Here is a 13,899-nt window from a genome sequence, read left to right as displayed (position 1 = left end):
CGGCTGCTTCGTAGTTGTCTTTTTCAATGCTAATAAGTGTATCGCCACGAGAAACCACGCCACCTGCTACAAAGTTAGGGTGCCAGCTAATTACTTCGCCCGACACCTGCGCCGCCAACTGCGTATTTTCTAATGGTTTTATTTCGCCATAGCTGTTTATTATTACTTGATGATTATTAGCTTCTACAGGCTCAACTTGCACGGTGGGGCGTGTATCTACTGCTGTGTTACTTTGATCTTCTTGTGCAATAGCGTTTATTCCCATAAAGCCCACTACACCAATGGCTAATGCTACAAATGGGAACACCCATCTCAGTGAATTTGATTGCATATCCTAATTACCTCATATTTCTACTAACACTATAATAACAGAGCGCAATAAAACATTAACCTGACATTTGTAAGCAACTGTTACAAATCAAATTGGGAACTAAATATAGCTGTGTACCCGTTAACAAACATCTGCTATTCATCGCATTTATTATATTTTGTTACAAACTTTTACTATTTAAAATCAACAAATTACAGGTTTAGGCTATTATTTCATCGAGAAGATGTGCGAACAAATTTTAATTTACGTACAGTCACATTAAATAAATAACAGCGAAAAAGATTATTACAATGAAATTAACAACCCTTGCGCTAACACTTAGTGTAGCGCTTAGCGGCCACGCACTGGCTAGCGATAAAAAAGAAGACAAAAAACCACAAACCCTAAGCGAAATGGTCGAAGGACAAACCGAATTTTCAGGTATTTTTAATTTATACCAAGACCCAAAAACCGGTGAGCACTTAATGGTGATCACCGAATCGCAGCTTAATACCCCTTTTGTATACTTTGCCCATACAGTCGACGGTGTCACTGATGCTGGGCATTATCGCGGTGCCTATAGAGAAACCAAGCTTATTGAGTTTAGAAAATACTTTGACCGCATAGATATAGTTAGCAAAACCCCTCGCTATAAATTTGATCAAAACAGTGCCATTGCCAAAGCAAGCAATGCCAATATTAGCGAAGCCGTTTTAGCCAGCATTAAAATAGAAAAAGAAGAACAAGGAAAAATAGCCTTTAAGGTCAATAAGTTATTTTTAAGTGAGGCGCTACACAAGGTATCGCCAACGCCAAACCCAGCCGATAAAAAAGCTAAAAAACGCTTTAAAGTGGGTAAATTAAACAGCAAAAAGTCGCGTATTGTTAAGCAGCGTCCTTACCCAAACAACTTAGATGTGGTTGTAGATTACGTATTTAGTAATGCCAGCCCCACCGTGCGTGGTACAAGCGCAGTAAGCGACCCGCGCAATGTCTCTGTTAAGGTGCAGCACTCTTTTGTTGCATTACCAACAAACGACTATAAACCACGTAAAGATGACGCGCGCATAGGCTATTTCACCAATCAATTTGATCTAATGACCTCGACCGATTGGGCGCCATATGAAGATGTTATTAAACGCTGGGACCTACAAAAGAAAAACCCTAGTGCTGAGCTTTCTGAGCCAGTAAAGCCAATTACCTGGTGGATAGAAAATACCACCCCAGTAGAGTGGCGCGACACAATACGCGATGCCGTACTTACCTGGAATAGCGCTTTTGAAAAAGCCGGTTTTAAAAACGCACTAGAAGTTAAAGTACAACCCGATGACGCAACCTGGGATGCTGGTGATATTAACTACAACGTATTACGTTGGACTTCATCACCTAAACCGCCATTTGGTGGCTACGGGCCAGCTCTTGCCAACCCGCTAACCGGTGAAATACTTGGCTCAGACATTATGCTTGAGTTTGTGTTTATGAAAAACCGCTGGATTTACGACACGCTTTACACACAAGGCACAATGAGCCACGGCGAAAACCTGCACACAAGTGGCGATTTAAATTGCTCACTAGGCCATGAAATTCAACAAAACCTATTACTTGCTAAAGGCTTAGCAACAGGTGCCTCGATTGATGACAATGAAATGATTCGCCAAGGTTTAACTCAGTTAATTCTTCATGAAGTAGGCCATACACTAGGCTTAAACCACAATATGAAATCGTCTATTTTGTGGGATGAAAAAGAGGTTCATGATAAAACCAAAACCCAAGGCATAGTTACAGGCTCAGTGATGGATTATGCGCCGGCCAACATAGCCCCCATTGGTGTACAGCAAGGCGATATTTTTCAAACCAAACCAGGCCCTTATGACGATTGGGCTATAAACTATGGCTACAGCACAGCCCTTGAAGATGAAACCGCAGAGCGCGCACGCCTAAATACTATATTAGCGCGCTCTAGCGAGCATGCGCTTGCCTTTGGTAACGATGCCGACGACATGCGCGCACCGGGTCGCCATATAGACCCACGGGTAATGATAGGCGACCTTTCATCAAACCCTGCAGCCTATGGCGCCGACCGTATGGCGCTAATTAATACGTTATTTACTGAGCTAAAAGATAAAGCCACAGTAAAAGGTGAGTCTTACCAACAACTGGTTACCTCAGCTAATAGTTTATTTGGCCAATACCGCTCGCAAGCGGGCATTGTTTCTCGCCAAATAGGTGGCGTATATGTTGAACGTGCCGTTGTGGGCGACCAGCATGCTGATAAACCCTTTACCCCCGTACCGCTTGAGCGCCAAACACAAGCAATGAACATACTTGCTAAATATGTATTTGCGCCAGATGTACTCACTAGCATGCAACCACTGTATAACTATTTACAGCAACAGCGTCGCGGCTTTAGCCATTATGGTAAAAATGAAGACCCTAAAGCGCACAAAATGATTTTAGGCATGCAAAAAACAGTACTTGCGCAATTGCTGCACCCTGCTGTTATGCTGCGTATTTCAGACACCGCGTTGTACGGGAACGAATATAGCCTAACGCAATTTATGGACGACCTAACTGCCAGTATTTTTGTTGATAGCAAAGAGAGCACGTCTATTAGCCGCAATCTACAAATTGAGTATGTAAATCAGCTTATTGCTATTGCAGGCCTAGGCAAAGCCAGTAAACACGACAATTTGGCAAAAACTGCCGCGCTCTATCAGCTAACGCAAATAGCTGATACAAGCGTAGGATGGGGAGCCGATACAACAACTAAAGCGCATAAAAAGTATATTGATCACTTAATTGCTAAAGCGTTAGAAGCTTAATTAACTAAATCAAACAGGCCACGTAATACGTGGCCTGTTAATTTATAAATAAATTGTGCCTTTTAAATACCGCACAGCGTTACCGGTTAAGGTCACTGTATTTTCGCCTACTTCGCATTGTATAAAACCACCACGGCTTGAAGCCTGATACGCGTTTAATTTATTTTTACCTAATTGCTGTGCCCAGTAAGGGGCAAGGCCGGTGTGAATAGAGCCCGTAACAAAATCTTCTTCGCCGCCACTTGCTGGCCAAAAATAACGAGACACAATATCGTACTCAGCAGAACTCGCTGTCGCGACCACATCTAGTGGATATAAGGTTTTTAACAAATCAGACTCAGTGGTTAAATCATGAATTTGTTGAGCATTTTCGTATATAGCAAAATATGCTTGGCGGTTTTTAAGCAACTTAATAGGTTGTATAGACAACCCTTTCAATAGCGCATCGGGTACCGCTTGTACTTCATCTGGCGCTTGTTTAGGAAAGGTCATAGCAAAACTGCCATCGCTATTTTTATTAACAATAAGCTCCCCTACAGCCGCGGCGTTAAAGCGCACTTGGCTAAGGTTGTGCTGCTCGCACAAAACATACGCAGCAGCGAGCGTAGCGTGGCCGCAAAAATCTATTTCCATTAATGGCGAAAACCATCGTATTGCAAAACTGCCATCTGCCAAAGGGCACGTAAACGCAGTTTCAGAAACATTATTTTCAGCGCCAATATTAAGCATTAACTCATCACTAAGCCACGACTCAAGCGGGATCACAGCCGCGTAATTGCCTTTAAATAACTCGCTGGTAAACGCATCAATTTGATGGATGGTGAGTTGCATAGGTTCCCCCCTAAATTAATTAGAGTTTAAACCTGCCACATAGCCATTAAATAATCACTATTAATTTTATAGTTAAGCCATTGCGGGGCGCATTTTATAATATTGCATACATGCAAATTGCACGGCATTTGTAAGTAGTAGCATAACAAACATTAAAATATGCGAGGTGCTGGGCATAGCACTGCTTAGCTCTACAAATAAGCCACAGGTACCTGCTACAAACTGTAAGCTAAAGTAGCGGGCGCTTAAATTGCTAATATTGCCACTGCGTAAGGTTTTATACGTTTGCGGCATAACCCGCACTGAGCTCATTACCAGCCCTACGTATGTAAGGGCGTTGAGCACCGATGATGTTTCTAGGCTTTTATTTAACAGCAATAAAAAAGGTAATAACGAAAAGCCAAGCATAGCCACAAGCTGTATACGTTCAGCTTTTGCGGCGTTATAGCGTGCAAAGTAATATAAAATTAAACCACTTAGCGCTCCAGTTACAAAAAATGGTAAAGCAATAAAGTAGCGTTCAAAATAAATATTGTAGGTAATAAAGTAGAGGCTTTGCGCTAAACCAAAGGTCATCATTAATAGTGATAACCCCGACACACTGCGATTCTTTCTAATTTTGCTCAATAGCGGTAAAAAGCTAAAAACTAAAATAAAAGCCGACAAAATAGGTAGATAGTGCGCCAAAACAACCTCGCTCGTTACTTAAATGTTAATATAAAACCTGCCTGAAACAATAAATAAACATATGTTTTTAAAAGGGTTTTAAAGTGAGCGCGCATTGTAATGATGAATACATTTTACTCAACAAATTAGCGTAAACCTATATTAGGCACTGGCAAGATAGCTGTACAAAAAGCGTTACTTTAAGTGAACACCAGAGCCTCTTTGCATTTAAAAGTTACCAACCTTACACCACAGCTTAAACACATTTTACTCTAGAGATCGGCTCGCTCTAAAACAATTATTGTGCATTCATCGCACAACTATGAAATAGAACTGATAATTGTTATCATACGCAGGTCCGTGGCAATTACACAAAAAATAAACTATGAGAAAAACACTTTTTAAAATTCACAGCTGGGTAGCCCTTATAGCGCTTATTCCGCTGCTTGTTATCAGTATAACTGGTAGCGTTTTGGTATTTAAAAGCGAGATTGACGGCTTACTAATGCCAGACAATCACTTTGTTGTACAACAACAAGCCAACCGCTTACCTATTGATACACTTATAACAAAAACTCAAAAAACCTACCCTGAGTATGTCGTAGGTAGCTGGGAAATATTTAACGATAATACTGCTGATCGGGTTTATTTAATTAAACGCGGTACAGAGGACTGGTATAAATTTCATTTAGATCAATACACGGGCAATATTTTATCGGAGCCAGTAGGTACTAGCCATTACTTTACCGACTGGTTTTTAGACTTACATTACACCTTTTTACTTAACGATTTAAAAAGCTTACCAGGGCAAACTGGCACTGTTTTAGGGTTCTTTTTTGCGGTGTTTTTTTTAGTACTGGGTATTACGGGTCTTATTATTTATCGTAAGTTTTGGCAGCGTTTATTTAGCGTACGCTGGCGTGCAACTCTGCAAATAGTGCTTAGCGACATTCATAAAATGACCGGCGTAATTGGCTCGCCAATTATTATAATTTTAGCCATCACCGGCGGCTACTTTAACGGCGCGGTGTGGTATCACGAAGTAATTGAACACGCAGAAGAAGAGCACTTTGTATTAACTAAAGATTTATACAATGAAGAGATTTCTTTTCAGCACGTACTTGATGACAGCCAAAAGCAAATACCCACCTTTAATGGTACGTTTTTAGTAATGCCGCTTGAGCCAGACGAAAACATAACGTTATTTGGTGAGGTTGATACCAGCAACCCGCTTGCCAGTGAATATGCCAATACCGTGACTTACAATAAGCTAACGGGCGAGCATATGGCTAACTGGGACATTCGCGAAGTGGGTGTAGGTTGGCAAGTAATTGATAGCTTTAGAAAACTACACTTTGGTTATTTTGCAGGGCTCATTAGTAAAATAATTTGGTGTGTTATTGGTTTAAGCCCAGTTTGGCTTGGCGGTACTGGCTTTTATTTATGGTTTACTCGCCGTAAGCGTAAAAAACAGTCTCAAAAAAACCGCTTAAGTAAACACCGCACTGTAAGTGCTTGATTAAAAAATCACCTCACTGTAATGTTAAAAATCACAGTGAGGTGATATATGAAATATTTAGTTTTTACACTTAGTTTATTGCTAACTGCTTGCAGTAGCACCCCGCCCGAAGCGCCAATTAAAAAAGTACAACTTACCCATATAATAAATCACTCGCTTTTCGAGCAGGTTAAAACACCTAGCGAGCACAGTATTTTTGAGCTGTCGGAGCCTGAAAAAAGCGCGTTTTTAACCTACGCACACTCGCGTTTAAACAATGTACGCGCTGATGAAATTATTTTTAATTACCTGCAAAACCAGCTCACCAACTTTAAGTATGACGGCGCCACCCTCACAGCCCAACAAGCGATTGAACGCTCAGAAGGTAACTGCATTAGTTTAGCCATACTTACGCAAAGCTATGCGCAGCTTTTAAACCTCGAAACCAGCTTTCAAGAAATGACGAGCGAACCTGTGTATGCCAAAGAAGGCAATGTAATTTATGTTGCTAACCACTTTAGAACGAAAATTTACGCCCCAAAAAAAGAAACAGATGAAGATATTATTGTAATAATTCGCGCAGGCACGTTAATTGATTACTTCCCCACTCGTGGCAGCTTTTATTCAGGCAGCGCTACGTATAACGATTTACTCTCTAACTTTTATAGCAACTTAGCGGCCACGGCACNTAGCCGAAAACAACCTTAATAAGGCTTACTCTTTAATTATGCAAGCCAACCGCTTTACGCCAAACGATGCAGAGCTGTTTAATATAGCTGGCGTGCTGCACCGCCGTGCAGGCGATTTAAAAAGCGCTCACATGATTTACCAAACCGCGCTTGATAGAAACGATATAAGTATAAATTTAATTAATAACTATCGAATATTAGCAAAAGAGCTGGGAGATAAAACACTAGAAAAACGCCTAACAAGCCAGCTTGTTGATAAAGAAATAGATCCCTACGAGCTACTCGTTATTGCTAAAAATAACTTACATCAAGGCAAGGTCACTCAAGCTAAAAAACAACTTGAACTTGCCATTGCAAAAGCCCCTTATATATCAGAGCTCTATTTAGAGCTGGCTAAAATTCGCTACCAACAAGGTAACACAGCGCAAACACAAAGCTTGCTTGAAAAAGCCATCCAGTATGAGCGCAATAAAGAAAGGCTAAACGTATATCAAGCTAAGCTTACGTCGCTAAACAAGCACAATTAACCATAGGTATTTTAAATTAGTTTAAACGCGGCTTTTGCTAATGCACTTATTACACAAGTGCATTAGCGTGTTATCGTAATTTACTTAAAGCGAGTAGTAAAAGCTAAACCAGCCACGCATTTCATCCTCAAAGCTATCGCCCTCTACGCGCGATAATCCCATATTAAAGGTTAAATCGTTCACACCGGCTGGGCCTAATCCAAAGCTAAAATTGCCTTGATACTTTAAACCATAACTTTGTGCGTATACCGCATCATCTACCTGATGCTGTTTGTAATAAAGCCACGGCATGCCTTCTTTAAAGCTAAAACCACCGCCATAACCCATGTAGCGCTCAGCAGTTGTGCTATAAAATGGCAGCTCTGATGAAAGCACAAACTCACTATTTTGATGCTCGCTAATTAGGTTTGAGCTAAATCCGCCTAGCGCTAAGCTGCTATCATCGCGCTGCTTTTGAGTAAAATTAATATAAAGCGGCACATCAAACGCTTTACCAAATACTTTGGCCGCTAAATCATAGCCATCCCAATTATTGTTTTTACTGCTGCCATCGTAATACTGGGCATTAACACTTTGCCCTATAGCAAATGCTTGGCGGTCGTACTGCCAGCTTTGTGTAATGCCTATACGTGCCCATTTATTATAGTCTTGCTTATAATCGGTATAGTTATAAGCCAGCTCTGGCGTTATGCTAAACGCCGCGTATTTAATCGGGTAACTTAAGGCTGCAAAACCACCTCGCGCAGATACATCTGCATTTTCGCTCGTTTGGTATTGTTTTGCGGTATTTAAATCATAATCAAATACACTCAATTTAAGCTTAACTGGCAGTGCGTTATATTTTGCTTGGGCGTACCCACCGTGCAAAGCATCATCATTTAAATCAACACTATAGCCCGCTTGAAGATCTAACTGTTTAAGTAAGTCGCTACTTTTAATATTTATATTTAAAGCACTTGTAGCGGCCGAGTAATACTGTGCGCCTAGCGCTAAACTCGCATGCTGATCAAGCACATCGTAGCTGCTTTGTTTACCTACATTTTCGCTATATATTTTTGCTTTAGGCAAAGTGTATTGATCAACCAAAAGCAGTGGCGCGCTATTATCAAGTGCTAAATCAGTGACTATTTCACCCTCTAGCGTACTCGGTAATTGCTTTACATTAGGCCCATCAGCAGTAATAGATAAATAAAGTAATGCCCCTTCGTTTGTTTCTAGCGGGTGGGCAACGGCTTCTTGGCCCTGAGTAAGTTTAGTTAATGTGCTACTTGTAATATGGTAGCTATAAATATCAGTTGAGCCTTTTAAGCCGGCTACAAAGTAAATTTTTTCTCCGTTTTTACTAAAGCTGGGTTGGCTTAGGTATTGATACCCGTTTGGCATAGGCACGGCTTGGCGAGTATTATTGGCAATATCTTGTATATACAACTGCCAATTCTCATTTAAATTGGCTGATACATAAGCTAATTGGGTTTCATCAGGGCTAAAAGTTGGGTAGTCGTAAGCTGTTTTTAAGCTTTTAGTAAATAAAGGGGTAATGGTTTGCGTTGCTAAGTCTACTTTTACTAATTCTGAGTAGCCACCACGTACTTGCTCGGCGTAAAGGGTTTCTCCATTATTTGTAACACTAAAGCGGCGTAAGCCAGCAAGTTTAGTTAATTGCTCAACTTTTCCGGTTTCGGTGTTATAACTAAAAATATCAGACACTTTGTTATAAATACCCGTCTCTTCACGTGTATAAGCATTAAAGTAAAGTGTACTGTTATTTACCCATTGTGGATTAGCAATTCCCGCTCTGTTTATTTGATTTAATACGTGCTTTTTCTCACGTTTAAATACACTCGGGGCGTTATCGGGTATATCCAATGCATCGTTTTCTAATAGCGCTTTTTGTGCTTTTGTAAATTCATCTTCAGCTTTAGTATTATCCTGCGTGCTATAAATAATAAGCTTGGTTTTTTTATCTTTATCGCGCTCAACAATCGCAAGTTTACTGCCATCTTTTGAAAGCGCAGGGTTGCTTGCATATAAGTTAAGCTTTAACCACAGCTCGCTGTTAAGCGCAGGCTCTGACTGCTCTTTTGCCATAGCTTTATAAATATATTGTGCAATAAAGCGGCCATATAACTTAGCCGCACTTTGGCCAAATATCCCAGTAAAGGCCTCGTTAAAATCACGCTTTTTAACTGCCTGCATACGTGTCCAAACAGCATCGAGCATTTGCGCTGAATAAGTTTGCTCTAGCCAATTTAAAAACCGGCTGCCCATTAAATACGCCATAGAGCCAGCCATAAAACCGCCCTCTGTATCGCTTAGCTGGCTATAGCTAGGCAATGCCCCCTGCTGGGCAAACTCAATTAGCATTGACTCAGTGTAGTTATCAAATAGTCGCCCTCGGCCCGTCATTTTTGACTCAAGTAAGGTTGCATAACCTTCGGCTACCCAGCGCGGCATATCACTGTAAGTTAAGTCGTAAATATCCCACACACCCCGTATTTTTTGCTGCCACGTGTTGCGTGTTGGCTGCGCTAAATGCACTAAGTGAATATATTCGTGCAATATCAGTAATTGCTGCCAGCCACTAATGTTAGAAACCACCGTATCTGATTGCGGGGGCGTAGTAAAAAGGGCCATTAAAGGATTATTAGAAGTAGGTAAAGCAAAGCCGTTGGGCGCATTTAGGGGATCAAACACCACCACATCAACTACTTTATCGAGCGCTCGGTTTTGCTGCTCAAGCACTTTACTGCGTACTATTTCAAGTTCGACCGCTGTCGATTTAGCATAATCGGCGTTTTCGGTGCTGTAATGCACATTAAAGTGCTCGGTATGAATAGTTTGCCAATCAGCAGCTAAGGTAGGTGTGGCTAATAACAAAGAAGCAGCGATGAGTGATTTTTTCATAATAATCCTTTAAATGATTGATACCACTTAGAGTATTATTAAACCAACTAATGTTGCAGTAAAAAAATGTAACAAAGCTTATGAAAGTGTATAATTTATAAGCTTTTAAATTAAGCAATGGCTTGTTTTACATGAAAAATCAATAACGCCGTTAACGCTTTATTTGGCAACCTAAAAAGGCTAAATATGTAAGTCGATTGGTATAATTACATCCAGTTACGCTGCGTTGACTCCGCCTGATAAAGAGTAAAATCAATTATATAATCAGCATCTTGCTGCTTTATATAGGGCATAAAGGCAAACCCTGATGCAAGTTGTATATACAGGCTTTTAAGCCCTGCGCGGCGCATAAAGTAGGTACTAATACTGCGTGCACTTTGCGCTTTATACAGTTCAAACACACGGTAATGCACACCTATCATACCTTTACGTACCACCATGTAAAAACGGCCGTTGTCTTCATGCAAATAATAGCCATAACGCTGATAAGCAAGCGTTACCAATCCCGCTAAAACAAGTAATACTCCCAAGCTAAGCCAGGCATTAAAGTCACCTAAGTAACAGCCTAACAGTACAATAGCGCTTGGAATTAAGGCATAAAAGCTCAAGTTTTTATAAAGTAAGGCCGGTTCTGCGCCGTTAAACTGCAATTTTTTGCTATTAAACCACGGGTAAATCCATTGGCAAACGCTATCTACTTGCTCGCTATTTAAAACGGGTAACACTAAGGTTTGTTTATTTTTTTTAGCAGCCACACCCGCCGCTATACCGCCGCTACTTGCTTGTAAGCACTCAACGGTAAAACGCTTTAGTAACCGCCCCATTAGGTTTTGTTTTATAACTATAGATTGCACTTTATCCATGCTCATAGACAACTGATGGCGCTCTAATAAGCCGGCAATACGTTTAAATTTTTGGCCTTTAAAGTAAAGCTCAAAGTTATAAAAACGAATAAGCGACATACCTACCGACAACATCACAGCCGTTAAAACAAGCAAAGCAATAAGCGTTATCATGGCAAAGGTTGCAGCACTTGCCAGTAAACCAAGCTCTTGCTGATAAAACCCCTCTACCTTAGCAATAATTTGCTGCTCTAAAAAATCTACCAACACATTTATAAAAGGCGCAATAGCGGCCATTGCTAATATAGCCATATTAGACATTAAGCCAAATTTAGCGATTTCTTTATTACTGATACGTAAGCTATTTTCTGCTTCAAAATGCTCGCTTGAGGGTGTTTGCTCGTCGGGTTGCTGCTGCGCTTTAAAGGCAAAAATTTGTTTACGCATTTGCTGTGCATAGGCTTTGGTAACACCTGGCAATACCGCCTCTTGGGTTACGCTGCCTGCGGCATCAAAAATACAATTAACCAAATTAACGGGCGTAAAATAAAAAGGCTCAGCAATATTAACGTTTTGCACGCGCGAAAATTTTAACGTTAGGCGCTCTTTTTTAAACACCCCTTTGTTAAGCAAAATTTCGTGATCGTCGCTAATGCAAAACTTAAAATTTATGTAATATAAAATTGAATATATTAGCAGTGTCACTATCGCAATAGCACCTGCAACTTGCGCCCAAAACAGCTTGTTTTCTACTTGTGTTACAAACACCACAAGCATAGGCAGCAGGTTTAAAAGCCCGTCTTTTACAAAGCGCACACTAAAATACACCACAAAATACAATACCGCCCAAGGCGATACTTTTTGCCAATGTAGTGAGCTACTTTGCTCCTCGCTAATGGTATTACTCATTTGCTAATTCAACCTGCGCGGGTGTGTCGTCTTGGCGATAATTTTGTACAAATTGGCGTATGTTTTTGCACTGCTCGTGGGTTAAGCCACTTATTTGTAAATCAGCACTGACCCCGCCGGCACTAAATAACTTTAAACTGGCTAACTTTAGTTTTCGCTCAATAGGGCCTTGGTGAATTTCCATATGCTGTACACGCGCGAGGGGCAAAATAGTTATTTGCTGCCAAATAACCCCTTTTTTAAACGCAATATCGTGATTGCGCAGCGCAAAGCCCTGCAGCTTAATACTCAGGGCGTTATAAAACATTGAAATCAATATTAAAATAGGCACGCCTATCAGCAAGTAGGTTTGCGCTTTGTTAGCAAACGCTTCGTTAAAGTAACAAACAGCAAACAGTACCGCGCAAAAAGGAATGTAAAACGCCAGCCAATTAAGTTGCACGTGTAGTAACGCTTTATCGGCCAAGGGGTTAAGCTGTATTTCGCTATGCTTAGGTAAATCCATTACTTGCTGATTATCAAACACGATTTTAAGTACCTTTCCTATTTACTGACTGTTAGCCCAGCTGATTGTAGTAACTAACGTATGGCTTTGTTTAGGCTCAAGTGTCACCTTATCTTCTAACACATTGGCGGCTTCTAAACACACCATGCTCAGGTATTCATCGTCAGCAAAATTAGATAAACGCTTAGATTTTTCTATCCATGGGTTCCACAGCACACACGAGCTTGAGTTCTCGCGGCTTACATTAATAATCCCATCAGGGGTGTGAATGTGTTGCTGCTTAGCGGCCTGGGTATAAACCATATCGGTTTCGCGGGTAAACTTCACTGGCGCATTTTGCGCAAACGGCCCTTCGCCAAATTCAATATATTGCGCGCCTTGTAAACCTTCTACATGGGTGTGTTTTATATCTGAGGTAGGAAAATAGCTGTGCAAAGCCTGCGTATAGCTAAAAGGGCTATTACTTAAATTAGTGGTTGTTAAACGCACCTGTAATTGCTCGCTCAAAACAAACTCAACCTTTAACGCCGAGTGGTGCGGCCAATACGTTGGGTTAACTAATTTCATGGGTAAGTTTAAGCTAATTGTAATGTGCTCATCATCTTCATGCACTGCATCAGCTTGCCATAAACTGGTACGTGCAAAGCCATGCGCTGGCCAATCTTGGTTTTCATGATTACCAAACCAAGGCCAACAAATAGGAATACCACCGCGAATGCTCACCCCTTCTTGAAACGTCTCGTTTTTAGAGACCCAAATAAGTGGCTTGTTATTTTTTGGAATGAACTCGGTAATTTGCCCGCCTTGCAAAAATATTTTTGCATCACACTTTGAGCTCGCAACTTTTATAAACTCTAGGCCGGTTTCGCTTTGTTCAATGCTAACTGATGGCGATAATTTCATGTTTTTCCCTACAATGCTGATATTAAAGATTTTTAACATGTGCATATAAACAATAATGCATGTGCAAAGTATACGCTATACTCACTAAACATTGCGTGCATAATTTGTTCATTGGCGATTAATACATACACAGCTAACTTACAAACAATTACCAATTAATAACAGCTGTTATAAATAACACTAATGCGTATAAATAATGGCCATGCTTTAGGGCAGTAAAACCGCGGCTAAGGTTAGGCAAACGCATGTTAAATTTATTAAGGTATTAATGCAGGTGGGTATAATACTAAAGTCTAAACCATAAGACTTGCCAATTATTCACAACATACGTAGTGTGCGCACCACAATGCAAACAATATGCTAATAACATTTAATAAGTTTTAAACAAAATTATACTATTTTAGTTTCTGCTCAAACTAATAAAAACCAATAAACATGGGCTCAAGCTTAATTTATTATTTGAATTCAATTTATTTGATGTGTAACATTTCGC

General features: G+C 40.5%; 9 protein-coding genes and 1 pseudogene. 3 read left to right on the top strand and 7 right to left on the bottom strand.

All coding sequences use genetic code 11. From position 1 onward, the window contains the following. A pseudogene (locus L650_RS0110510) lies at positions 1-331 on the bottom strand (efflux RND transporter periplasmic adaptor subunit); the annotation flags it as partial. A 290-nt stretch (positions 332-621) separates the two neighbouring features. On the opposite strand from L650_RS0110510, the gene L650_RS0110505 reads away from it, so the two are divergent. Then, positions 622-3,132 carry a zinc-dependent metalloprotease gene (locus tag L650_RS0110505; RefSeq protein ID WP_029773078.1) on the top strand — a complete coding sequence of 837 codons (2,511 nt, stop codon included), beginning with the start codon at positions 622-624 and terminating at the stop codon, positions 3,130-3,132. A 42-nt stretch (positions 3,133-3,174) separates the two neighbouring features. On the opposite strand, the gene L650_RS0110500 is transcribed toward L650_RS0110505, so the two are convergent. Further along, positions 3,175-3,963 carry a PhzF family phenazine biosynthesis protein gene (locus tag L650_RS0110500; protein ID WP_029773077.1) on the bottom strand — a complete coding sequence of 263 codons (789 nt, stop codon included), beginning with the start codon at positions 3,961-3,963 and terminating at the stop codon, positions 3,175-3,177. A 72-nt stretch (positions 3,964-4,035) separates the two neighbouring features. Beyond that, on the bottom strand, positions 4,036-4,650 hold the full coding sequence (locus L650_RS0110495; protein WP_029773076.1) for a PQ-loop domain-containing transporter: 615 nt from the start codon (positions 4,648-4,650) through the stop codon (positions 4,036-4,038). Between the two features lie 364 nt (positions 4,651-5,014). On the opposite strand from L650_RS0110495, the gene L650_RS0110490 reads away from it, so the two are divergent. Further along, positions 5,015-6,148 (top strand): PepSY-associated TM helix domain-containing protein, encoded by a 1,134-nt coding sequence (locus tag L650_RS0110490; RefSeq protein ID WP_029773075.1) that lies wholly within the window; start codon positions 5,015-5,017, stop codon positions 6,146-6,148. Between the two features lie 706 nt (positions 6,149-6,854). After that, entirely contained in the window at positions 6,855-7,343 is a 489-nt protein-coding gene (locus L650_RS24830; RefSeq protein ID WP_411157024.1) for a tetratricopeptide repeat protein, read from the top strand. 84 nt (positions 7,344-7,427) lie between these two features. Here the strand turns inward: L650_RS24830 and L650_RS0110480 are convergent, their stop codons facing one another. The 4 genes from L650_RS0110480 to L650_RS0110465 all read right to left on the bottom strand — a co-directional run bounded on the left by L650_RS0110480 (position 7,428) and on the right by L650_RS0110465 (position 13,406). After that, positions 7,428-10,247, bottom strand: coding sequence for a TolB family protein (locus L650_RS0110480; RefSeq protein WP_029773074.1), 2,820 nt, complete (start codon positions 10,245-10,247; stop codon positions 7,428-7,430). A 206-nt stretch (positions 10,248-10,453) separates the two neighbouring features. After that, positions 10,454-11,998, bottom strand: a complete 1,545-nt coding sequence (locus tag L650_RS0110475) for a PH domain-containing protein (RefSeq protein ID WP_029773073.1) — start codon at positions 11,996-11,998, stop codon at positions 10,454-10,456. Further along, on the bottom strand, positions 11,991-12,524 hold the full coding sequence (locus L650_RS0110470) for a PH domain-containing protein (RefSeq protein ID WP_029773072.1): 534 nt from the start codon (positions 12,522-12,524) through the stop codon (positions 11,991-11,993). The genes L650_RS0110475 and L650_RS0110470 overlap by 8 nt, the downstream gene beginning before the upstream one ends. A 21-nt stretch (positions 12,525-12,545) precedes the next feature. Then, positions 12,546-13,406, bottom strand: coding sequence for a D-hexose-6-phosphate mutarotase (locus tag L650_RS0110465; protein ID WP_029773071.1), 861 nt, complete (start codon positions 13,404-13,406; stop codon positions 12,546-12,548). Positions 13,407-13,899 lie beyond the last annotated feature (493 nt).

This window comes from Pseudoalteromonas sp. TB51, assembly GCF_000498055.1.
In the GTDB taxonomy this organism is placed as follows: Bacteria; Pseudomonadota; Gammaproteobacteria; order Enterobacterales; family Alteromonadaceae; genus Pseudoalteromonas; species Pseudoalteromonas atlantica.
This window is presented reverse-complemented; position numbering and strand designations above follow the sequence as displayed.

Bases quoted from the DNA above. Each gene is read 5' to 3' on its own strand.
- L650_RS0110505 (WP_029773078.1), top strand. From the start codon at position 622: ATGAAATTAACAACCCTTGCGCTAACACTTAGTGTAGCGCTTAGCGGC.
- L650_RS0110500 (WP_029773077.1), bottom strand. From the start codon at position 3,963: ATGCAACTCACCATCCATCAAATTGATGCGTTTACCAGCGAGTTATTT.
- L650_RS0110490 (WP_029773075.1), top strand. From the start codon at position 5,015: ATGAGAAAAACACTTTTTAAAATTCACAGCTGGGTAGCCCTTATAGCG.
- L650_RS24830 (WP_411157024.1), top strand. From the start codon at position 6,855: ATGCAAGCCAACCGCTTTACGCCAAACGATGCAGAGCTGTTTAATATA.
- L650_RS0110480 (WP_029773074.1), bottom strand. From the start codon at position 10,247: ATGAAAAAATCACTCATCGCTGCTTCTTTGTTATTAGCCACACCTACC.
- L650_RS0110475 (WP_029773073.1), bottom strand. From the start codon at position 11,998: ATGAGTAATACCATTAGCGAGGAGCAAAGTAGCTCACTACATTGGCAA.
- L650_RS0110465 (WP_029773071.1), bottom strand. From the start codon at position 13,406: ATGAAATTATCGCCATCAGTTAGCATTGAACAAAGCGAAACCGGCCTA.